Origin of the sequence: Pseudoalteromonas arctica, from assembly GCF_012927645.1 — a bacterium.
GTDB classification, from domain to species: domain Bacteria; phylum Pseudomonadota; class Gammaproteobacteria; order Enterobacterales; family Alteromonadaceae; genus Pseudoalteromonas; species Pseudoalteromonas arctica_A.
Genome location: NZ_JABBMT010000024.1, coordinates 23,130 through 46,212 on the forward strand (window position 1 = coordinate 23,130; position 23,083 = coordinate 46,212).

At 39.9% G+C, this 23,083-nt stretch carries 21 protein-coding genes and 1 other RNA gene; 15 read left to right on the forward strand and 7 right to left on the reverse strand.

Annotated features, from left to right (window positions below; translation table 11 throughout):
- Positions 1-69 precede the first annotated feature (69 nt).
- Positions 70-1,272, reverse strand: a complete 1,203-nt coding sequence (locus HHO47_RS13895; RefSeq protein ID WP_169020832.1) for an aromatic amino acid transport family protein — start codon at positions 1,270-1,272, stop codon at positions 70-72.
- A gap of 386 nt (positions 1,273-1,658) precedes the next feature.
- Here HHO47_RS13895 and HHO47_RS13900 point away from each other — a divergent pair, with 386 nt between their 5' ends.
- Complete coding sequence (locus HHO47_RS13900) at positions 1,659-2,561, forward strand: EamA family transporter (protein WP_169020833.1); 903 nt, start codon at positions 1,659-1,661, stop codon at positions 2,559-2,561.
- Positions 2,562-2,592: 31 nt separating this feature from the next.
- Here HHO47_RS13900 and HHO47_RS13905 read toward each other — a convergent pair whose 3' ends face one another.
- Positions 2,593-3,471 carry a flagellar protein MotY gene (locus HHO47_RS13905; protein WP_169020834.1) on the reverse strand — a complete coding sequence of 293 codons (879 nt, stop codon included), beginning with the start codon at positions 3,469-3,471 and terminating at the stop codon, positions 2,593-2,595.
- Between the two features lie 229 nt (positions 3,472-3,700).
- On the opposite strand from HHO47_RS13905, the gene rnt reads away from it, so the two are divergent.
- The 10 genes from rnt to HHO47_RS13955 all read left to right on the forward strand — a co-directional run bounded on the left by rnt (position 3,701) and on the right by HHO47_RS13955 (position 12,181).
- A complete protein-coding gene (rnt, locus tag HHO47_RS13910) occupies positions 3,701-4,396 on the forward strand; it encodes a ribonuclease T (protein ID WP_169020835.1) in 696 nt (231 codons plus the stop codon).
- Between the two features lie 195 nt (positions 4,397-4,591).
- Positions 4,592-4,948: a transfer-messenger RNA gene (ssrA, locus tag HHO47_RS13915) on the forward strand.
- A gap of 164 nt (positions 4,949-5,112) precedes the next feature.
- The gene (locus HHO47_RS13920) at positions 5,113-6,360 is read left to right on the forward strand and encodes an integrase domain-containing protein (RefSeq protein ID WP_169020836.1); all 1,248 of its coding nucleotides are present in this window, start codon (positions 5,113-5,115) and stop codon (positions 6,358-6,360) included.
- Between the two features lie 15 nt (positions 6,361-6,375).
- Entirely contained in the window at positions 6,376-6,804 is a 429-nt protein-coding gene (locus tag HHO47_RS13925; RefSeq protein ID WP_169020837.1) for a hypothetical protein, read from the forward strand.
- A 93-nt stretch (positions 6,805-6,897) separates the two neighbouring features.
- Positions 6,898-7,593: a hypothetical protein gene (locus HHO47_RS13930; protein ID WP_169020838.1), complete on the forward strand. Its 696-nt coding sequence runs from the start codon at positions 6,898-6,900 to the stop codon at positions 7,591-7,593.
- Between the two features lie 94 nt (positions 7,594-7,687).
- Positions 7,688-7,945 (forward strand): helix-turn-helix transcriptional regulator, encoded by a 258-nt coding sequence (locus HHO47_RS13935; RefSeq protein WP_029774097.1) that lies wholly within the window; start codon positions 7,688-7,690, stop codon positions 7,943-7,945.
- Between the two features lie 8 nt (positions 7,946-7,953).
- On the forward strand, positions 7,954-8,280 hold the full coding sequence (locus tag HHO47_RS13940) for a hypothetical protein (RefSeq protein WP_169020839.1): 327 nt from the start codon (positions 7,954-7,956) through the stop codon (positions 8,278-8,280).
- A gap of 30 nt (positions 8,281-8,310) precedes the next feature.
- Positions 8,311-11,193: a DUF927 domain-containing protein gene (locus tag HHO47_RS13945; RefSeq protein ID WP_169020840.1), complete on the forward strand. Its 2,883-nt coding sequence runs from the start codon at positions 8,311-8,313 to the stop codon at positions 11,191-11,193.
- Entirely contained in the window at positions 11,186-11,500 is a 315-nt protein-coding gene (locus HHO47_RS13950; RefSeq protein WP_029774387.1) for a hypothetical protein, read from the forward strand. Before HHO47_RS13945 ends, HHO47_RS13950 begins: the two co-directional genes overlap by 8 nt.
- Positions 11,501-11,641: 141 nt before the next feature.
- A complete protein-coding gene (locus tag HHO47_RS13955) occupies positions 11,642-12,181 on the forward strand; it encodes a recombinase family protein (RefSeq protein WP_169020841.1) in 540 nt (179 codons plus the stop codon).
- 781 nt (positions 12,182-12,962) lie between these two features.
- Here the strand turns inward: HHO47_RS13955 and HHO47_RS13960 are convergent.
- The 3 genes from HHO47_RS13960 to HHO47_RS13970 all read right to left on the reverse strand — a co-directional run bounded on the left by HHO47_RS13960 (position 12,963) and on the right by HHO47_RS13970 (position 16,420).
- On the reverse strand, positions 12,963-13,739 hold the full coding sequence (locus HHO47_RS13960) for a hypothetical protein (protein WP_169020842.1): 777 nt from the start codon (positions 13,737-13,739) through the stop codon (positions 12,963-12,965).
- Between the two features lie 389 nt (positions 13,740-14,128).
- Positions 14,129-15,577: a dihydrolipoyl dehydrogenase gene (locus HHO47_RS13965; RefSeq protein WP_169020843.1), complete on the reverse strand. Its 1,449-nt coding sequence runs from the start codon at positions 15,575-15,577 to the stop codon at positions 14,129-14,131.
- A gap of 114 nt (positions 15,578-15,691) precedes the next feature.
- Complete coding sequence (locus HHO47_RS13970; protein WP_169020844.1) at positions 15,692-16,420, reverse strand: glutathione peroxidase; 729 nt, start codon at positions 16,418-16,420, stop codon at positions 15,692-15,694.
- A gap of 114 nt (positions 16,421-16,534) precedes the next feature.
- Here HHO47_RS13970 and HHO47_RS13975 point away from each other — a divergent pair, with 114 nt between their 5' ends.
- The gene (locus HHO47_RS13975; protein ID WP_169020845.1) at positions 16,535-17,437 is read left to right on the forward strand and encodes a LysR substrate-binding domain-containing protein; all 903 of its coding nucleotides are present in this window, start codon (positions 16,535-16,537) and stop codon (positions 17,435-17,437) included.
- Here HHO47_RS13975 and HHO47_RS13980 read toward each other — a convergent pair.
- Positions 17,421-18,614, reverse strand: a complete 1,194-nt coding sequence (locus HHO47_RS13980; protein WP_169020846.1) for a flagellar assembly protein FlgT — start codon at positions 18,612-18,614, stop codon at positions 17,421-17,423. The two genes, HHO47_RS13975 and HHO47_RS13980, sit on opposite strands and share 17 nt — an antisense overlap.
- A 162-nt stretch (positions 18,615-18,776) precedes the next feature.
- Between HHO47_RS13980 and HHO47_RS13985 the strand changes: the two genes are divergently transcribed.
- The 3 genes from HHO47_RS13985 to HHO47_RS13995 all read left to right on the forward strand — a co-directional run bounded on the left by HHO47_RS13985 (position 18,777) and on the right by HHO47_RS13995 (position 22,413).
- Positions 18,777-19,235: an LPP20 family lipoprotein gene (locus HHO47_RS13985; protein ID WP_169020847.1), complete on the forward strand. Its 459-nt coding sequence runs from the start codon at positions 18,777-18,779 to the stop codon at positions 19,233-19,235.
- Positions 19,236-19,861: 626 nt separating this feature from the next.
- Entirely contained in the window at positions 19,862-20,431 is a 570-nt protein-coding gene (locus HHO47_RS13990; RefSeq protein ID WP_248291011.1) for a transglutaminase-like cysteine peptidase, read from the forward strand.
- Positions 20,431-22,413, forward strand: a complete 1,983-nt coding sequence (locus HHO47_RS13995; protein WP_211183727.1) for a bifunctional diguanylate cyclase/phosphodiesterase — start codon at positions 20,431-20,433, stop codon at positions 22,411-22,413. Before HHO47_RS13990 ends, HHO47_RS13995 begins: the two co-directional genes overlap by 1 nt.
- A gap of 51 nt (positions 22,414-22,464) precedes the next feature.
- Here the strand turns inward: HHO47_RS13995 and HHO47_RS14000 are convergent, their stop codons facing one another.
- Positions 22,465-23,052 carry a response regulator transcription factor gene (locus HHO47_RS14000; RefSeq protein WP_169020850.1) on the reverse strand — a complete coding sequence of 196 codons (588 nt, stop codon included), beginning with the start codon at positions 23,050-23,052 and terminating at the stop codon, positions 22,465-22,467.
- Between the last annotated feature and the right edge of the window lie 31 nt (positions 23,053-23,083).

The following is a 23,083-nucleotide window of genomic DNA, read 5'->3' on the forward strand; positions in this document are numbered from 1 at the left end:
ATCGCTTTAGTTCATTTTGTATAGCGATAGAAAAGGCACCCTCAGGTGCCTTTTTGTATCAGAGCAAGATCAACCAATTGCGGGGATCAAGCCGGCCATTTGTAATCCCTGAGCGCCAATAATAAGCACACCGCAAAGCGTGGCTACCGCTAAGCCAATGTTACCAGAGCGCACAGTGTAGCCATTATAATCGTTGCTGCTACGCTGCTTATAAACCATCGCAACAGGTAAAAATACAGCCAGTACCACTAAAGCGATAGCCGCATAACCTAAAGCCATAATAAAGCCTTGTGGATAAAATAGCGCAAATCCTAACGGTGGGATAAAAGTGATGAGTGCCGTTTTGATCCTGTCTTTATTGCCATCACCTTTTTTAAATGCATCGGCAAAGAAATCAAACAACCCTAAGCTCACCCCTAAAAATGAGGTTGCTAGCGCTAAATCTGCAAATAGGTTAACTGCAGTGGCAACCGCTGAGTTGTTTGCAATACTGGCAATGCTTGCTACAAAACCTGGTAAACCAGTGCTTTGAAGTAACTCAGCCTGGCTCATCATACCTTGGCTTATTAATTGCCAAAAAATATAAATAACTAAGGGCAGGGCGGCACCGGTGATCATCACCCGGCGCAGTGTTTTAATATCAAGGCCCACATATTTAACGATGGACGGAATAGAGCCATGAAAACCAAACGAGGTGAATACCACCGGAATAGCTGATAAAATAAGCCCTTGTTCAATCGGCATTTCGAGTAAATGTTGACCGTGAACATAAGGTGTTAACATATAAAATAAGCTCGCTAATACCACAATCTTGACGCTAAATAACACTCGGTTTAGTTTATCAACTTTACTGGTGCCTAAAGTAACCACTGTGCCTATGACAACAGCTAAAATGATTGACCCGACTTGTGGAGCGATCTCGAGATTAAAGCCATTGTTTATTTTTTCTTGTAGCTGCGCACCACCGCCTGCAATATAGGCTGCACATAACGCATAGAATAAAAACATCACTGAAAAATTAGCGACGTATTGACCACGCTTACCGAGCCATGACTTTGCTAACGTATTGAGCGTGGCATCACGATCGGCATGTTGGTGTAGTTCAAGCATTAATAACGCGGTATAAGTCATTAACGCCCATGTTGAAATAATTAACGCTAATGCGGTTGTAAAACCCAGCCCAGCAGATGCGATTGGTAGCGCCAACATCCCTGCGCCGATAGTGGTACCTGCAACAATTAACATGCTGCCTATTGTTTTATTTTTAAGCACTTCTTGCCCTTAAAACTTCGTGAGAGGCAGGCAAGATATAACTAGTTGGCACAAACTTAAATAGTTTTGTTATAAATCAAAGAAAATAAATGTAACTTATAATTTACAAGCAAAACGAGTGAATACTGTTTTTGTTATAAAAAACATGCAATGTGTTGACTTTTTGTGCAGGTCTGCTATTTCTATTAATTCATTTTATTATTAAAAACTCTATTTATATGCAACACATAAACCGAGCCCTAACAATGCGCCCATGGCTGAATCTATCAGTTGTGCGTCCATTGCTGCGCTGCGGTTAAGTTGTTTTTTACTAACCGCGATTTCAAAGCGGTTAGTGTTGTATTCCTTCCTCTTTGTTATCGCCGCTTTGCTAAAGGAATCAGCGTGTGAGCGTTAAAGTATCGTATTTTCTTATGGTGTTAATTTGGTCAACCACCCCATTGGGCATTGTGTTCAGTAGTGAGTCAGTTTCTCCAACACTTGCCGTGTTATTACGTATGTCGATAGGTTTAGTGTTGGCTGCACTGGTTGTAGCAATTGCCAATGTTCGTATTCCTTGGCATCGTCGCGCGTGCTTTTTGTATGGTTACTCAAGCATAGGCATTTATGGGGGCATGTTATTAAGTTACATGGCTGCTAAAACAGTTCCTTCAGGGCTTATTTCTTTAATGTTTGGCTTAGCACCTATTTTATCCGGTCTCTTAGCACAGCGGCTCCTAAACGAACCTAAGTTTAGTGTGATAAAGCTAATTGCCTTGGCGTTTGCATTATTGGGGCTATTTCTGGTGAGTGAAAAACACATACAAGGCTCATTAATGCAAATGCAAGGCTTAGCCTACGTATTCATGGCTGTGTGCTTTTTTAGTTTAAGTGGTGTGATGATCAAACGAGTAAAAATTGCTATTCACCCAATGGCAACCACGTTTGGCGCATTAGTATTTGTAACCCCGTTATTTTTTATTACATGGTGGTTGGTCGATGGTGAGCTTAACAGCAATGCATGGAGTGCCAAATCGTTATGGTCAATTGGTTACTTAGGGGTGTTTGGTTCACTCGTTGGTGCATTGGCTTATTTCCATGTGTTACAAAAATTACCGGCAAGTACCGTTGCCTTAACGACCTTGATCACACCCAGTTTTGCAATAGGTTTAGGCGCATGGTTAAATAATGAAACCGTAGATCAGCAACTGTTTATAGGCGCAGGTATTATCTTACTGAGTTTAGCTGTATTTCAGTTTGGCGATAGCTGGTTAAGAAAAAGGGCTAAGTTTACGAAACTTAACCCTTAATTGTGGTGAAAATGTAGCTGCGCATTAATGGCTACATTTTTTCTATTTGGATCACTAAGCGGCGGTTTTTATCGCGGCCCAATATATTATCGTTAGTTGCTATATGGCGTTTTTCACCAAACCCTTCGGTTTCAACTTTGCTCTCATCAATACCTAAGCTCACCATATACTCTTTAATTGCTTGTGCACGTTTTTTTGATAACTCTAAATTATTCCAACGTCCGCCGTAGCTATCTGTATATGAGGCAATCGAAATAGCCGAAATCGTTGTGTCATACTTTAAATACTCAGCAATTTTATCTAAACGTTGTTGAGATGATTTAGTGAGCTTGCTGGTGTTTGGTTGGTAATTCATTACAGTGAACGATATATCCTCAAAGCTGTATGGCAGTAATTCATCGCGGCACCGTAAAAATGCCCAATAGGCTTGTTTAAAATTAATATTAGATAAGCCAACGGCAATTTTATCGGCACTATTTTGCCAGTCTTGGTAATAAAAAGTGGGTTGGTAGCCTTTTTCAAGCTCGGTCAATATTTCCCATGCCGTTTTGTTACCCAGTTCGCCGTCAAATTTTCGTAGTAATTTCATATCAGCAATATCACGAGCGGGTAGACCTGCTCGCCAGGCTGGAGGGACTGCTTTTAAACCCGCAATAGTGTAATTGTCAGGGCGGACAACCATATCCAAGTTAAATAGCAGATCTTTATTTTTGCTCGCTGTAGCGCTGAAAATAGCTTCGCCATAATATGGAACTTCATGATTTAATTGGCATTGTAAGCGAGTTGTTGTTACAACTTGCCATTGTGAGTTATCTGCCGTGGCTGTGTACTGACGCATTGCAGCGCTGGCCGTCTCTGAAAGGCATGCAGTTGCAATGCTTAGACTGATAAACAGCATTGAAAGCTTCATTACGGGGTCTCCAACAATTTATTACGCCAATATCTTGGCAAATTTTGCGTTTACAGAGGCTAACAGTCATTAAGGTGTCGTTAGCTAGCTCTCGTTCTAGCTCTAGCTCTAGTTAAGTAAAGCAAGTTATATGCCTAAATGTAAGTGTTAATTTAATCTGTAAAGCGCTAGCCTAGCCGCCATGATTTTTGACATAATAGCCAGCTTACTCTGGCAAACCAAGAATACTATGGCAAATACTGAACAAACTCTTTTCGCAAAACGCTTTCGTGGCTTTTTCCCAGTGGTTATTGATGTTGAAACTGCAGGTTTTAATAAAGTAACCGACGCACTGTTAGAAATTGCGGTGTCAGTATTAAAAATGGATGATGAAGGCCTACTCAGTATTGATCATACTGTGCATTTTCATGTTGAGCCATTTGAAGGTGCAAACATTGAACAAGCTGCTATTGATTTTAATGGCATTGATCCTTTCTCGCCATTGCGTGGCGCAGTATCAGAAGAGGAAGCGATCAAAGAGATTTGTAAAGTGGTACGTAAAGCGCAAAAAGCAGCGGGTTGCCAACGTTCAGTGGTAGTGGCTCATAATGCGGCGTTCGACCATGGTTTTTTAAATGCTGCGATTGAACGCAATAATATCAAGCGTACGCCATTTCATCCGTTTGTTAGTTTTGACACAACCTCATTAGCGGGTTTGGCACTTGGTCAAACGGTACTTGCTAAAGCATGTCGTGCAGCGGGTATCGAATTTGACAACAAACAAGCGCATTCAGCATTATATGACACTGAGCGCACGGCAGAGTTATATTGCCTAATCGTCAATCGTTGGCAACAGCTGGGTGGTTGGCCTTTAGTCGACACTGCACCAGAGGAAACAGAGCAAAAGACAGCAACCGCAGAGTCGGCTACTAACCTTATTGAATAATGTTATTTTGCGCATAACGCGTTATGCAAATTGCATAATTTTTAATTAACTTAATGTAATCGATAGAATTAACATCAAGTTGTGTATTTAATCTGCAATTACTGCGTGATACAAAATAAAGCATAGAATGCGCTTGAGTATCAGCGCGTTACTCGGTTATACTAGCCACACGCTCTGAATGAGTTTACTAATTCAGGGGCTGATTAGGATTCGACGGAATTCAAGAAGCCCAAGGTGCATGTCGAGGTGCGGTTTGCCTCGTTAAAAAGCCGCAACTTAAAGTAATCGCAAACGACGATAACTACTCTCTAGCAGCTTAGGCTAGCTAGCGCTCCTTCCATGTATTCTTGTGGACTGGATTTTGGAGTGTCACCCTAACACCTGATCGCGACGGAAACCCTGGCCGGGGTTGAAGCGCTAAAACTAAGCGGCCTCGCCTTTATCTATCGTGTTCGTCCGAGATTTAAAGGTTAATTAAATGACGATACTAAACATGTAGTACCGACGGTCGAGGCTTTTCGGACGGGGGTTCAAATCCCCCCAGCTCCACCAATACAAGGTTTCCTAAAGTATCAGGATACCTCAAAAACCCTTTAAAATTAACGTTTTAAAGGGTTTTTTATGTCTGTGAATATCATTCAATATCGTAACATCTCACTTTTATAGTAACATTATATGTAACACTCCAATCAATGTTACTAAACTGGTGTTACATTATGGCTAAAATAGTTAAACCACTGACAAATACAGAGATTTCACAGGCTAAACCTAAAGACAAGGAATATAACTTATCTGATGGTGAAGGGCTGATGTTACGTGTAAAGCCTAACGGCTCTAAAATTTGGTTATTCAACTACACCCACCCTTACACCAAGAAAAGGAAGAATATTAGCTTTGGTGTTTATCCGGATGTCTCTTTAGCTAAGGCAAGAGCTAAACGATTAAGCGCTCGCGAGCAATTAGCCGATAATAGCGACCCTAAAGAAGTTAGAGAGCAAGAGCAATTAGCAGTAGAGCAAGCGCATTCAAATACATTTTATAAAGTATGTTGCGACTGGCATTTAGTGAAGAAAACAAAAGTATCACCAGATTATGCCATTGATATATGGCGTTCTTTAATGCTTCATATATTCCCCAAACTTGGCGAGCGGCCTATAAGCAAAGTGACGGCCACCAGCGTAATAGAAGTTTTAAATCCGATAGCTGCAAAAGGTAACTTGGAAACTGTTAGGCGTTTATGCCAACGAGTTAACGAGGTTATGAGCTTTGCAGTTAACACTGGTCTTATATACAGCAATCCGTTATCTGGTATTAGTGATGCTTTTGAAGCGCCCAAAGCCAAATTAATGGCCACAATAAAGCCCGATGAATTGCCCCAACTAATGAAGAGCCTTAACAATGCTAGTATTAAGCTAGTTACCAGGTGTTTAATTGAATGGCAACTTCACACTATGGTCAGACCTACAGAGGCGGCTGGAGCACGTTGGTCTGAACTTGATTTAAATAATCGTGTTTGGGTAGTTCCTGCGGAACGTATGAAGATGAAACGAGAGCACATAGTTCCTTTATCTGATCAAGCTTTGCAGATACTTGAAACCCTACATCCAATAAGCGGCCATAGAGAATATTTCTTCCCCGCTGATAGAGACCCCCGCAAACATGCCAATAGTCAAAGTGCAAATATGGCATTAAAGCGTATGGGTTATGGCGGGAAATTGGTTTCACATGGTTTGAGGGCTTTGGCTAGCACTGTATTAAATGAGCAAGCATTTGACGCTGATGTTATTGAGGCGGCACTTGCTCATGTCGATAAAAACGAAGTGCGTAGAGCTTACAATAGGGCTGATTATTTGGAACGTAGACGGCATTTAATGCAATGGTGGTCTAGTCATATAGAAGATGCAGCAATCAACAGTATTACTTTAGCTGGTGGCGTTAAAGGGCTTAGGCTTGTAAATGGTTAATATGGAGAATAAGTGATGAACATTAATTTAGATAAAGAAAAAGTATGTGAAGTTATGACGAAGCATAAAGAGGCTAAAGGGGTTCTTTATTGTCTTGAGTTATTAGGGCAGAAGTTTGAACAAGGGGCTTTAAATAGTGCCTATAACTCAGTTTCTCAAGCTTTAAGATATTTAAGTGATAGTAATGCTTTAATTGAGCACTTCACTGAGAATGAACCACAAATAATATCCTTAGCGACATTAACAAAAAGCTATAAAAACGCAGTTTTAGCAAGTGCTGGAGTTGAATATTGTGTAATGGAAATTGGATATGACGAATCTAAATCTTGCGAGCTAAAAATTAATTACACGGATGCGTTATGTGCTGCACACTCAATGTTATTTGACTTAGTTGAGTTGTACGAAAGCATGATAGAGAACCCACCAGCAGCACAAGCAGCTTAACCGAGTTTGCAAAGCCTAGGATAGCTCCCGAAAAGGGCGCACACCCAAGCGCCCCTGGCTTTGTTCTTAATTATTGGGTATCGCGGGGGCGATATGGAAAATACTTGGGGTGAAAGCTCAGGGCAATGGGTTAACTCTTTTAGTTTTCAAGAATCTGATATAAATACTTTAAAGTCATACTTAAAAGGGTTTTTCCGCAATACTATTGGTGAGGAGCATTTCATTTGCTCTTTAGAATCAACCATTACTAAATATTTATTGATAAAAGCTGATCATGATCTTTTAGATAAGCGTAAAGAAACGATTAGTAAATTGAATAAAATAATAAATGGCTTAACTAAGTCTATAAATGCACTACAGTCGCTAGACTCCCATGCACAAGCTATTTATTCTCAGCATTGTTATTTTTCTGAATTTGATTTATCTGGTAGCAAGAATATAAACAGACTAACGAACAATCCTGCTGATGAATTATCAATAATGCTTGAAGCAGCACAGCAACAGCTAAATGATATTCATAAAGACAAATACACAAGAGATAACGCACTATCATTTTTAGTCGAGCATATAATAAAACACTGGCTTAAATACTCGGTTACTACACTGACGATAGACACTCGTAATATGCCTTGGCGAGATGTTACGCGAGGAAAGCGAACCCCAGAAATAGCCTTATGGCAAGTCGTGAAGTTAGCTCTACTCATTATAGGCACTCCCTTACAAGATCCCTCGAATCATATTAAAGATGCTTTAGAGCATTTACAAAGCTTAGATACCAACGGGGGGTAAAGTTAAAATTAATTTGCGAATAAACCCCATTCCCAAGAAAGCAATAATGTACAGAATATCGTGTTATACCCGTTAGACACTAGGAAATAGCACGATGTACACAGAGAAAACAGAATTAAAAATTATACGTAAGCCAGAGGTATTAGCTTTATTTGGTTTGTCGAATGCATCCCTTTATCGTCAAATAACTGCAAATATATTCCCCCCTGCGTTCAGTCTTGGCTGTAGAGCTACGGGCTGGTATGAGCACGAAGTTAAACAGGTTATCGCCGCTCGTGGTGCTGGCAAAACTGACGAGGAAGTAAAAACCTTAGTTAGTGAGCTGGTGGCCGCTCGTAAGTCTGCGGTATAGGTGGCGCTATGAATCATATTCAATTAATCCCACCAGCAAATAAGCCACCAATAAAAGCGCTACTTCTTCACCATTTTTACCAAGGTGGAACGCTCAATAAATTTGAAGCAATAGCGCAGTTTAATTATAGATCTTTAGCCGAGGCTGTCTCAAAATTTAGAGCTATTCACTTTCTTGAATTCTCAAAGCAAAGTGAATTTTCTCGTTGTCAAAATAATATGAAGACTATTTGTCCCCGTTACTGGTTGACGAACAACACAGCAAACTTAGAGGCCGCTTATCACATATTGGTTCATGAATTTGGTTATACCCCAAGTTTTAAACCAGCAGCTTAATACAAACATTAGTTAGGAGCTTTGTTCTGTATGAGCGGCCATAATAAACCAAATATAAACTTCAAGCAGATTAATGATACAGCCCTAGCCAGCTCTGAACATGTAATTGCCAATTGGGTTCCCGATGGTGTTAGAAAGGGGGGCGAATGGGTAGCCTTGAACCCTACGCGGAACGATGGGGCTAAAGGCTCATTCTCAATAAATATAAATACAGGTGTTTGGAAAGACTTTGCTACTAATGACGGTGGGGCTGACCTGATTAGCCTTGTTGCATATGTTGAGAAGTGTAGCCAAGGGGATGCAGCTAAAAGCCTAAGTAAGTTTTTAGGGATAGCAGATAACACTATAAACACAAATGCGCCAATACAAAGGCAACCTAAACAAGCAAGTAATGCTAATGAATTTAAGCCGAACTTTAACCCACCAGCAAGTGCACAAAGTAAGTGCCCGTTAGAGCATCCTAAAAACGGTAAGCCGTCAAAGTATTGGGATTATCTTTCTACTGATAGCGTATTAGTAATGCGTGTTATGCGGTTTGATTCTAATAAAGCTGGTCACAGGAAAAAAGACTATAGGCCACTAGCATTTGGTTCTATTGGCAGCAGTTCGCAGCGTTGGTACTGGCGTCAATTACCAGACAATAGACCACTGTATAGACTTAACAGCCTTAATACTATTAATGAGGTTGTTATTTGTGAGGGAGAAAAGGCCGCAGATGCAGCCGTGGCATTATTCCCCAATAGCTTTGTTACATGTTGGGCTGGTGGCTCTAAAGCGATCACTAAAACAAATTTTACCCCCTTAAAAGATAAAGCCATTACTTTTTGGCCTGATAACGATGATGCAGGTCAGACAGCTATTAATGGTTTGAAAGGCGAGTTAGATAAGGCCGGTGTTAAATCGTTTAATGTAATTGGGATGGGTTTATTTAAAGACTATAAGCCAGCTCATAACGGCACTTTAGAAAGTGGTGGTAAGTGGCCTGATAAAGCCGATGCATTTGACGCTATTGAGCTAGGTTGGACTCAAGAGCATATTAAAACCGCCTTGGATAAAGGTTTATTACTTACCAGTGAATTACCTGAAAGCAAAGCGGGCGCTGATTCTGTTCCCTTTGGTTATAACATGGATGACCGTGGTATCTGGTACACAGATGATAAAAGTAATAGTAAACGTTTATGCAGCCCAATAGAGTTAATTGCTAGGTCTCGGAGTGGGCTAGGTGATGGGCGTAACTGGGGTATTTTACTGCGTTTTAAAGATTTTGACGGACAGGAAAAGCTTTGGAACATACCAATGCAAGCTTTTGCTACAGATGGCGGCTCAGAAGTTATTAGGGGGCTATTAGAGCGAGGTTTGGATATTAGTTCCCACAGAGATGCAAAAAGAAAGATATTAGAATACTTGCAAGAATATGAAACAAGTAGGCGTATGTCGTTAGTTTATAAAATGGGGTGGCATAACAAGTCATTTGTATTACCTGATAGCGTAATAGGCTCTGATTCTAATGTTATGTATTACAGTGAGCGCCCAGCAATGTGTAAATTGGGTATCAATGGCACATTAGAGTTATGGAAAAGTAATATAAGTAAATATTGCTCTGGTAACCCCTTAGCTTTATTCGCGGTTAGTGCGGCTTTGTCTGCGCCACTGGTTGAGCTTATGGGTTATGAGTCAATGGGTTTTCATTTTTTTGGGGATAGTTCGTGGGGTAAATCTACTTTGTTAAATGTTGCGTGCTCAGTTTTTGGCAACCCTGAAAAATATAAATGTACTTTTAGAGCTACAGATAACGCATTAGAAAGCCTTGCATCATCTCATTCAGATATGTTGCTGGCACTTGATGAAATTAACCAAGTCGATTCAAGGATCATCGGCGATATTATCTATATGTTAGGTAATGGCCAAGGTAAACACAGAGCAAATGAACGTGGCCAAGCAGGAGACTCACAACATAGATGGAAATTGACTTATTTAACTAATGGCGAAAAAACATTAGAACAATACTTGTTAGAAGGGGGTAAAAAAGTCACTGGCGGTATGGAAATGCGCTTTATCGGAATAAAGGCCACTTTTAACGATAGTGAAGCAGATAAGAAAAACAAAGGGATATTTAATGATTGCCATGAGTTCGCTGGTGGTGCTGACTTATCGAATCACTTAAACCGCAACATGAAAAACAACCACGGAACAGCATTTCCTGAATTTATAAAAATGTTGGTTCAACAAGATTTTAAAGAGTTGGTGGCTTGGCTCGTTAAAGAGGTTGATAAGTTTGTTTCATCTAATTTAACCGCTGAGGCTGGTGGTCAAGTTCAACGCGCCGCCGCAAAGTTTGCCTTGGTGGGGTTATCTGGCGAACTAGCAACTAAATGGGGTATCACTGACTGGTCTAAGGGTGAGGCATACGCAGCCGCTAAAGAATGTTTTAACTCATGGCTTAATACTAGAGGCGGTGAGGGGAACATGGAGGACAAGCAGTTATTTGACCATGTTAAGCAGCAATTTGACTTATACGGTGAATCTAAATTTAAACGCTGGGATAAGTCCACTAAAACAATGGCTGACAATCCCAGTACGATAATAGATACCCATGTACCAACGCCCAGTGAGATGTGGGGGTATAGAGAGCACTTAGACAGTAAAAGCCCTCTTGATGGCGATACACAAGACGTTATTTATTATGTTTATCCAACAGCATTTGAAAAGGTTATATGCAAGGGGAATGATCATTTACGTGTTGCTAGGTTGCTCAGAGATAAGGGGGCGCTTGTATTGCGTGATGGTGAACTTAAAGAAAACCGCTTAAAGACGAAAGAAAGAATACCAGGCTCAGGTAAAACCATGCGGCAAATTTACAAAATTAGAGGCAGTGCCTTATTTAATGATAATTCGGAGAAATCACATGACTGAAAGCAAAAACCAAGTTAACAACCACCAGCCCTATAAGCTGGTGGAAAATATTCACTATAACGTTGTTTCTGAAATTGCTGGTACAGGATGGGCTGCAAATTTCACACATACGGCCAAACCGATACCGCTTATTGCGTGGTTAACGGTTAAAACACCATCTAATAGTCAGTATAGTAATGGTTTAAATGGGGTTAAAAAGGTTGGTTTGGTTTGTCTTGATGGTGTGAATGTTGTTCCGTGTGATTTAGTAGATACGTTTGAATGCTATACAAATCATATTCCAACCATTGAGGTTTATGGGGGGTAGCCTGTACTTATTTAAGTATACCCTAAGCGGTACATTTGCAGCGAGTACACTTTTACACTTTAAGTGTACCGTTTAAACCTTGATTTTATATAACGGTACTATATACTCTTAGCATCTTAGAGTTAAAACGGTACAGTTATCATGTCAAAAGTTGGGTATGTTCGAGTTAGTTCAGTTGATCAAAACTTAGATAGACAGTTAAGCGGTCTAAGCTTAGATAAAGTATTCAAGGATAAGTGCTCTGGTAAAGATACCAACAGGGAAGGGTTAGCCTCCATGCTTGAGTATATTCGTGAAGGTGATGAGATTCATGTTCATGATATAAGTCGGTTAGCTCGTAACCTTGAGGACTTACTTACTTTGGTTAAGAGTTTAACGGCGCGAAATATATCAATCTATTTCCACAAAGAAAACTTAACCTTTACTGGTGAAAGCAACCCTATGCAAGATTTAATGCTCAGTATGCTGGGTAGTGTTTACCAGTTTGAACGCTCAATGATTAAAGAGCGCCAATTGGAAGGCGTAGAACAGGCAAAGGCTAAAGGTAAATACAAAGGACGGCCAACAAACATAAGCTTACATGATGAAATAAGAGAACTTAGAGCTGGTGGCTTATCTCTTAGAAAGATAGCAAATCAATGTGATTGTGCGTTATCTACGGTGCAAAGAGCGTTAGCTTAATCAAATTAAATTCCCACTTTATTTAGAGTGGGAATTACTATTCATTGTAGTGGGAACGATTAAGTTATTTAATAACAATGCTTTAGGTTAATCATTCCCACTTTCCCACTATTCCCACCCCCTTTCCCCCTGTCCTGTATCGTAGTGCGGGTTTACTATCAGTAGTAAGGTATCAATGCCAGTCATGGCAAGGGCTACAGGCTCATTAGTTTATTTTGCCAAGGTACTTTAAAAGCTTTTATGTATGCGAGGCAGATGTCGCGAGTTTTTAACAGCTACTATTTTCTATAGGGGGGTTCCGATTCTTATTATTGGCCTGTTATAAGTGGGGGGATAGTAAAAGTCTATTGGGATGCTACGAACACCGCCGCCTTAATGAGATTTTTACGTAAGCTGTGAAATAAAGTAAAAAACCCAATAATGAATAGATATTCATTAACCTAGTTGTTTTATTTGAGCTGTAGTTATTTAGTATTAATTTATTGGTGGTGCTAATAGTATCAAATAGGTTTTATAAATATGCTCTAAATTACCCTTAGCTTAACTGATGGCCGCACTTCAAAACGTAAAACAGAGCGCGAGAACCAGATACCAGCTTTTTACAGTGGGAATAGTGGGAAACTGGGAATTTCATAGGTAACTTATTAATAAATAATAGCCTTATTGATTCCCATTGGTGGGTTTAAACGTTCCCACTGTTTTAATAGTGGGAATACAATAGAAGTAATTTTAAAGCTTATATAATGCGGTTTAGGTGTGTTTATGGTTGTTAGGTGGTGGGTTATTCTTTAATGGTAGAGTTACCATTTTTGTATTTTCCAAACCCAGTGGCCACCATATGCACCAGTTCTGGAACATTGAAGAAATCAAGAAACGGAATATATAGATTATCTTTAGCTGGGTTTAGAACACCGTGGTCATTTCTGTTTTTAAATTTAAAGCCGTGTAAATAGATTTCAATATAGAACCCCTCAATTACAAAGCAGGCTTTGAGTGTTGCATTAACGAATGGAGACCCAGTAATAAAGGGAGTGCAAACCATCTCTTTTAACCCTGCATTACTAAACCCATCTTGACTATAATCTTTAAGCCTAGATATTTTTACTGGTAATCGGTCATATGCCATGTGTCCTTTATTCAAAAGTGCTTGTTGAATTAGTGATTTATGCTTTTCATTAATTTTTATATTTTGGTACGCGTTGTGATTTGATAGGGCTGAACGGTAGTAGATAGATAAAAAATAGAGCATAATTTTATACTGGTTAACATTGGGGAAAGTTAAACAGCTATCTTTTTTGATGTAATTGGTATGATCTCTAAGAGCGTTTAAAGAGTAACGTTCGTACTCATTGTTTAACATAAGCTCACATTCAGAGCATAGCTGATATTCTGCCCAGCTATCACTGCTGTAGTGAATAGGCTTATCACCACTGGTAATTGCAATTGCTTTGCCTGAATTGGCTCTAAATATTTTCTTAAAAATAGAATTACCTATAGCGTGTGATAACTGCAATTCCTTATCTTGTTCACATAATTTGCATATACCTAGTGTGCTCATATCTATTCCCTTAGTGTTAAATGTTTGATTAACTAAACTGATTGTAAACCAATCTTACCACCAGCAATCATACAAAATGAGGTCGTAGGGGGTTAATATATTACTTAAAATAGCTATGAGTATGAGATAAATTCATATTAGGACGGGGGTTCAGTTGCATTTTAAGCAGGATATTGATGTAACACCTAATGTAACAATAGGTGTTTTTTAAAATTTTTAAGTGTATATATAACAATGTGATACATGGTAAATTCAAATCCCCCCAGCCCACCACTTGGTTTTTATTGTTGCTTCAACGCCGCCAAGTCATGGTGGTAGGGTTAACCAATAATAATCAAGGAGACCTAGGCTTCCTTGATTATTATTGGTTATGTTTTCATTCTAGCATCCTAGTTCCCAGGGCCACATTCCATACATTGGTTAATGATATCTGGGCCAAATTTAAGCTTAGCGTTTAAATCGCGCAGTGCGGTACGTAGGCCTTCTTCAATCACAGGATGATAAAATGGCATGTCGAGCATTTGTGGTACAGTCATTTTGTTTTGTACAGCCCATGCCAATAGGTGGGCGATATGCTCAGCTTGTGGACCAATAAACTCAGCACCTAAAAACAAGCCTGTGCCTTGCTCTGCGTATAAACGCATATGGCCTTTGTTTTTCAACATTACGCGGCTGCGGCCTTGGTTTTCAAAGCTCACTTCACCAATTTCAAAACAACCACACTCACCAAAACGAGCCGTTATTTGTTTGTATGTTTCACCTACCATGGCAATTTGTGGGTCGCTAAACACTGCGGCAATGGCTGCGCGGCGCAGGCCATTACGCACATCAGGAAAACGGCCTGCGTTTTGCCCTGCTATTGTGCCTTGATCGCTCGCTTCGTGCAGCAGTGGGATCATATTACTGGCGTCTCCGGCGATAAATATATTGGAGTCGCCACATTGCATAGTGTGTTTATCAGCGATTGGTACGCCGCGTTCATCAAGCTCAATGCCAGTGTTTTCAAGGTCGAGTTTGTCGGTGTTTGGTACGCGGCCTGTCGCGGCAAGTACGTAATCAAATTGCTCTGTTTGTTTTTGTCCGTTTTTGTCAACATAGCTAAGCTGGGCTTTATCGCCTACTTGTTTCATATCAGAGACGTTTGAGTCAGTATCTACAAAAAATTCTTCAGCAAATACAGTATTTGCGTAGTCTTTTATAACAGGGTCGGTAATAGGGCCGATAGCGCCGGCTACACCAAACAGTTTTACTTTTACACCTAAGCGGTGCAGTGCTTGGCCTATTTCAAGGCCAATTACACCAGGACCAAATACAGCGATTGACTCGGGCAAGTCTTGCCAATCGAACACATCATCGTTAATTATTAATCTGTCGCCAAAGTTATTAAATACGCTAGGGTAAGCTGGGCGAGAGCCTGTGGCAATCACAAAGCGTTTTGCTGTAATAATCGTATGGTCGTCAATTTGTACGCGATTAGCATCTAAGAATTTTGCGTAACCACGAATTTTATCTTCGTTAGGTAATTCATCTACGGCTTCTACTACAAAGCCTGCGAAACGATCGCGTTCGTTACGTACTCGTGCCATTACTTCAACGCCATTAATTGTTGGCTTTGAGCTATGCACACCAAAGGCGGGGGCTGCTTCAATTGCATGAGCAGCTTCTGCGGCGGCAATAAGTAGTTTACTTGGCATACAGCCAACACGGGCACAGGTTGTGCCATATGGACCCGCTTCAATCATAAGTACGTTATTAGTGTGTTGTTTTGCATTGCGGTAAGCGCTTAAACCTGCGGTGCCAGCACCTATTACAACAACGTCTGTGTTTAGTTCTTTCATTATGTTGCTCCAGAATACCAATTTTATTAATCAATTGGTGGAAAATAAGTTAATAAAATGAGTATAAAAAAGGGGCTAAAAAGCCCCTGTATTTAATTACGTGGGGTTTAAATATTAAGCAAAATATTTTGCTAAATCGTCAGAGCCACCAATGTGTTTTCCGCCAATAAATACTTGTGGTACGGTTTCACGGCCTGAGATTGCTTTAAGGCTCGTTAATGATGCACCTGCGCCCATGGTGATTTCTTCGTACACTAGGCCTTTTTCTTCAAGTAAAGCTTTTGCTTTAGTACAGAAAGGGCAACCAAGTTTAGTAAAAATGCTCACTGCTTCTGGTTTTACTTGCTTAGGGTTGATGTAATCAAGCATAGTGTCTGCGTCTGATACTTCAAACGGGTCGCCTGGTAAATCTGGCTCGATAAACATTTTCTCAATTACGCCATCTTTAACTAGCATTGAATAGCGCCAGCTGCGTTTGCCAAAACCAAGGTCATTTTTGTCTACTAACATACCCATACCGTCAGTAAATTCACCGTTGCCGTCTGGTAATAAAGTAATGTTTTGTGCTTCTTGGTTTGCAGCCCATGCATTCATTACGAAAGTATCGTTTACTGATACACACACTATGTCGTCAACGCCATTCTGCTTGAGTACTGCAGCTAGTTCGTTATAGCGTGGTAAATGCGTTGATGAACAAGTTGGTGTAAATGCACCTGGTAGTGAAAATACAACAACCGTTTTACCTTTAAAAATGTCGTCTGACGTTACTGATTTCCACTCATCGTTTACGCGAGTTGCAAATGTAACCTGTGGAATTGTTTGACCTTCAATATTCTTTAACATGTTTTTTAGTTCCTCTTGATTTGTTGATAGCCATTATGTCGCAAAATTTATAATAGCTCCAATCGTTTGTTTATATTAGTATGATAGGTATTACCGATTAATTGTGGGTTTGTAGTGAATTTAAAAGATCTTGAATACGTAAAAGCGATTGCGCACTTTAAGCATTTTCGTAAAGCCGCCGCTGCATGTTTTGTCAGTCAACCCACTCTCAGTGGACAGGTTAAAAAACTTGAACAAGAGCTTGGTGTTACTTTATTTGATCGCTCTACTAAGCAGGTTACTTTAACGGCTCAAGGTGAACGTTTGTTGACACAGATCAAAGTGATCTTAGAGCAAACCCAAATATTAAAAGAGCTAGCAGCAACGTCATCGTCGCCACTACAAGGTAAAGTAAGAATAGGCATTATTCCAACGATTGCACCGTATTTATTACCCACCTTACTCACCTCGATGAAAGAAGCATTTGCTGATAGCCAATTTGCTTTTGTTGAGATGCAAACCGCGACTATATTAAGCGCGTTGGATAACGGTGAGTTAGATATTGCAATTTTAGCAGATGTGCCTGAGCTTAAACTTTATCATACAGTTAAGTTATATAAAGAAGATTTTTTGGTGGCAATGTCAGCGCAAAATAGCTTAGCAAAACGCAGTAAAATAGCGTTAGACGAGCTACAAGAGTGTAGTTTATTGATGCTCAGTGATGGTCATTGTTTTAAAGATCAAGCCCAGCAATTTTGTTTTGCCGCTGGGATTGATGTGTCTAATGAGTACCGAGGTAATAGTTTAGAAACCTTATTAGCATTGGTGGCTATGGATGATGGGGTAACCTTTGTGCCTAAGCTTGCGTGCACAAAGCGTGCAGGTATTAGCTATTTGCCAATCTTTCCTACTCAACAGCGAAGTGTGGTGTTGGCCTGTCGTAAACATTACCCGCATTTAGCGGGCATTGAATTACTTGCTAATTGGCTTGTTGGGCATCCAAGCTTACAGCAACAATTAACTAAGGATCTAAACTAGTTAGTTCTACTACATCATTTATTTGAATATTAGGTAACGGCTGTTGGTCAATACTGACGGCAACTGCACTTTGTTGATATACCTGTTCTACTTGTATTTGATTGAGCGTGGTGATCAGCTGTGGCATTTTATTTCCCGCCGCATCCGTTAAATAGTTATGGTGTGCAATATTTAAGCGTTGGCCTTTTTCAATACCATGGGCTTTGCCTAAATTTATAATTAACTTATTGTTTTCGATATGTAGTATTTTACCTTGGGTTTCAAGGCAAGCCATAGCGGCTTGTAAGTCGTAACTAACGGTTTGGTTTATGTCTGCTATATTTTGGCCGTAACCTGAACTCCAAAATTTATCACTAAACACGTCAATAATTGCAGTTTTTTTAAATGGCCAGATAGCTTGGCTACGATAACTTTTTTGCCATAGCCGCTCGTAAGTGGTGCCATCAAACAAGGCAAAATCTATTTTATAGGAACGCTGGTAGGTTTCGTCCTGCCAAAAAGCATAACTGTTATTGAGCTTATCGCTATTTGAGATATCCACAATTTGACTCAACAATACATACTGAGAATTACTGCGGCTCGATATTTCTTCTAATAGGGCATTACTGTAATCGTATTGTTGATTAAAAAATTCGCCAACGCGGATCGGAAAGTTAAAATAGGCAGTTGGTTTAGCATTCATAGCCGATTGATTTAACGTTTTATAGAGTGCTTCGCTGGTGGCTTTATTAATGTCAAATATTTGACCCATCTTCGCTTGCTCGCGATTATTTAATTGGGTTTGGGTGATCGCAACAAATTTAGTAAATTGGTTAGCAGGGCAGTGTTCTTGTTGGGGAAAGATATCCAAGCGCAAAGTAATTGCAAATTGATCGGCTTTACGGTCTTCGCTGATCATCTCTATCTTTTGAATTTCGCCATGGCTGTTTATTTTTAGCAGATCTTGGGTTAACACCCCATCTACTAAGGTTTGCATTGAGCTGACGCGTGCCCCTGAGAACACTAAAGCTTGGGTGATAGCATCTTTTATTGCCGCCGATTTTGCCGCACTCATATCATCATTTTTAATGCTTGCATGGCCGGTTGATTCATACCATTGGGCAACTGTATGGGAGGAAAATAGACTAATACTCAGCCAACAGCTGGCGATTACTACCATTGATAAAACTCGCTTCATTACCCTAACCCCATGAATATACATTTGCTATTAACAGTGACAGAGCAAGGACTGTACCAATTGTTTTGCTAGGTTGCTTTAAAATCGTCATAGTAGTTAATTATGGCATTGATCGTGCTTTGATTTAATGATTAATGACTCTTTTAAAGCGTGAGAGAAGCTATGCGTATTGTGATTTCAATTTGTATATTAGCAAGCTTAGGTTTAGCTGGCTGTAGCAGTATTTTTGATAAACATGTGGAATATAAGTATATTGAGCCAGATAACTATCCAATCCTAAAAGCGGTGGGTTATGCGCCGATCAGTGCGCAACCGGGTGATAACCAATCACAGCGCTCATTAATGGCGATTAAAGCATCAAAACTAGAAGCGTATCGTGAGCTTGCAGAACAAGTATATGGGCAAAAAATTACCGCAGGCACCACAGTACAAGGCAGTATTGCGCAAAACGATCACTTGCAAAGCCAAGTGCAAGGGGTTATTAAAGGCGCACAAGTAATTAAAACCTATGCTGTAGGTGAGACCTATGCCACAGAGTTACAACTTGATATGAAGCGAGTGCATGACTTATACATAGGTGAAATTAAACCACGTGAAGTTAAAAAAGTAACTTATTACTAGGGCGTGTTTATCTTTCGAGGTTAAATTTGCAGCAGTGTGTTTGGTATTCAGGCAAGGCAGAGCCTATGTAGTGTGGTTGTCCCCCATAAATAGGCGATAACGCAGCATTAATGCCAAACACGCGCTGCCCTTTGGGTTCTTCCTAGGGGCGATTAACTCTTTGTTGCCTATATGGATGTAGGTAAGGGGCGTGAGCAGGACGCGGAAGCTTTGCTCGATTTTTACTTAGCCCACTAGGTTACAAATCTCGCGCCGCGATTAAATCGCCCCTAGTTTGAACAAATTTTAATCCTGAAAGGTCAACACGCCCTAGGATCTAATAAATTCGTTGTTATTTATGTAAATAACTAACAAAATACACACTAAAATATCTCACAGTGAATACTTCAGTGCTATGCTTTATTTTATGTTTTTTATTGAATAAAGCTTGTGGCACGCAAAAAAACAACTCAGTTTTTATTAATATACTTATGGTCGCATCAGTGAGAGCTTCACGCTTTGGCTGCGTGCTTTTGCGAAAATTTAGTAACCGCTCGTTACTACATTTTTTGTTGCTTTTAATATTTGTTACCACGTTCGTATGTGCTGATCGCCTTCCTATCCAATTTAATATCTTTCTAGAAAAAATGAACCAACAGTTTGGGCCTGTCCGTGTCGCTGTCGCTCGCAATTGGCAAACAATGTTAGTCCAGTCACAGAATAAAACCGAGCAACAAAAAATTTTAATAGTAAATGACTTTTTTGCTCGCAACTTACGCTATCGTACTGATATCCAGCTTTGGCAACAGAATGACTATTGGGCAACTCCACTGGAAACCTTAGGTAAAGGTTTAGGTGATTGCGAAGATTATGCGATTGCTAAATATATTAGTTTGCGAGTACTAGGTATTGAAGATGATAAGCTACGCTTGATCTACGTTAAGGCACAGATCGGTGGCCCTAATTCTAAACAAGCTCAGGCGCATATGGTGTTAGGATATTTTGTTACTCCTAATGCACAACCGCTGATATTAGATAGTTTAATAACTAAAGTGCTACCTAGCGCTAAACGCACCGATCTAACCCCCGTTTTTAGTTTTAACAGCCAAGGTTTATGGGCGAACAATTCAAACCAAAGTGTTGCTAATCCAACTGCTAGGTTATCGCGCTGGCGACGAATAATTGAACAAACACAACAAGAAGGAATTAGCTGGTGATGTCATTTATGTCCTTATTCAAACGTGAAAGTAAGATCACTTTACGTCAAGAACTATGGTTGGCTATTTTAGTGGTCATAATTATTAGTTTCGTTAGTACAGTGCTCATTAGTACATATTCAGCTAAACAATATTTTTCTTCTCAGTTGTATTTAAAAAATATTGATGATGCTAATGGCTTGGCTTTAATGCTTAGTCAGATGCATAAAGATCATGTTGAATTAGAGCTTCTTATTTCTGCTACTTTTGATACAGGACACTACCAACGTATTGAATTACAAGACCCTGAAGGTGCACCGATCGTAAAACGAGTATTTAATGGTAAGCTTGATAAATCGGTACCAATTTGGTTTCATCATTTTTATCAATTACATGTAATGCCTGGGGTTGCCCAAGTGAGTGATGGCTGGCAGCAGTTCGGAACTTTATATGTAGAAAGCCATAGCCAATATACAGAGCTAGCACTTTGGGAAAATGTAACTCGATTATTCTTGGGGTTTTTTACGGTGGCGATAACCGCCTGTATAGCCAGTGCTTATTTTTTAAGACGAATTTTACGGCCATTAGATGATGTGGTGCGACAAGCCAATGCATTGGGTGATAAACGCTTTATTAAATCTAAAGTGCCCCATACTTATGAATTTGCGCGGTTAGTCAGCTCAATGAATTTATTATCAACACGCTTTAGCCGTATAATTAAAGAAGATAAAAGACGCCTAGAGGAGTTTCGGTTTAAAAGCCAACATGATGAGTTAACGGGATTAGCGAATCGAGAGTATTTTTACGCCACGTTAGAAGCACAGTTACAGCAATCAAAAGAGCATGCTCATGGCGCCTTGTTTTTATTTCGGATTGTAAATCTTGATCAAATTAGTGAACAAGCTAATCGTGTTGAGATGGTGGCTTTTTTACGTCGCTTTACACAAACACTCGTGGCTTTTTTAGAAGCAAATGAAGACCGATTCTCCGAAAGTCATATCGCCCGTTTGTCACATACTGATTTTGCTGTGTTAGTGGCCGACACCGATGATATTGAAAGATTAAGTACTAAAATATTCAAGCAACATCAAGCATTATTAGCTGATTATAGCCAGTTCAACCTAGCAATTACCCATGCCTGTAGCTATATAGAGCGCGAAGATAGCCGTTTTACACTATTAAAACGGGTTGATAACTTATTAAAAGTAGCACTTACGAAACCGCAAATGCAGGCGCAAGTAAACAATAATAAGCAACGTAATGAGTTATTTAGCGATGCTGATAGTTGGCGCGAAGCGATAGAACATGCTTTAGATACCAATGCGCTTGATGTACTGCTTTATCCGGTTAAATCCTTCTCTGGTAAGTTATTGCAAAATCAACTCAGTTTAAGTTTGTTACTCAATGGCGAACTATATCGCAGTGGTTATTATTATCAATGGGCGCAACGGCTAAAACTTCTTGCTCGTTTAGATTGGGGGCAGATCAAGTATTTAGTACAAGTGTTTGAACAGCGGGACGATTTAAACCTTATTTCTGTAGAATTATCGCGAGAAACATTACTCGATGATAGTGCAGTGGCTGCGATACTTACTTATTTATTAGCCTTTCCAAAATTAGCGAAACACATTTGTTTTGATGTGCGTGAAAGTATTGCGGTCTCAGAGTTTACGTTATTTAAGGACTTTTGTATTCAGGCAAAAAGTATGGGCGCTAAAGTGGCGCTGAAAAGAGTGGGTTCTGCGTTTAATAAGATCAAAGAAATTCATGAGTTAGGTCTTGAGATGATTAAAATAGATAGTGTTTATGGACACAACATCAGCTATAGCCAAGACAATCAAACCTTTTTAAGAGGGATCTGCTCGGTTGCTCATTCCATTGGGATCACTGTGATTGCTGAGGGAGTAGAAAGCCCTGAAGATCAGAAGACGCTGCAAGCATTAGGGTTTGACGGCTTTGTATCGCAACCTGTCGATGATAAAGCGAAAGGCGTACAGACATGAAATTACAATTTATGCAGCCGCGATTTTACATCGCGGCAGGAGGTTTAATTTTTAACTGCCTTTAACTGCTAGCATTAGCTGCATACGGTCACGAACTTTGAGCTTATTAAATATTGAGCTCATATGTTCTTTAACTGTACGTTCTGTAATTTTTAATTGTTTTGCTACTACTTTATTACTGGCGCCGGTGACAACAACATCAATTACTTGGCGTTCGCGCTTGGTTAATAGCGATAGGTCACAAGAATGTTGATAATTGATAGGCTGCTTTGAGAGCACCCCAACTAAATTTGATAATAATTGACCCGGCAGCCAAATACCGCCGCTTACCGCTGTTTCAGCCACTTGTTCTATAATTACTTGGTTTGCAAGTGCTTCAACATAACCACGAGCACCCACTTGTAGTGCAGCACAAAGCTCTGCGATGTTTAGCTCTTTAGTCATTACAATCACTGGAATACGTTTTTCACTGTGTTTTTTTACTATGCTAAGCCAGTCAGGGCTGCCCGCTAAGATCCATAAAATGGTGTCTGCGGTTATGTTGTTAGGTTGTTTATTACTTATTTCACACTCAGGGTAGGCTGCTTGCCAATGTGGTGAAATAAGTTCAGCTTCAGTGATAAATACACTTTGACGCATTATAGTTCCATATTAAAAATGTAAGAGTAAT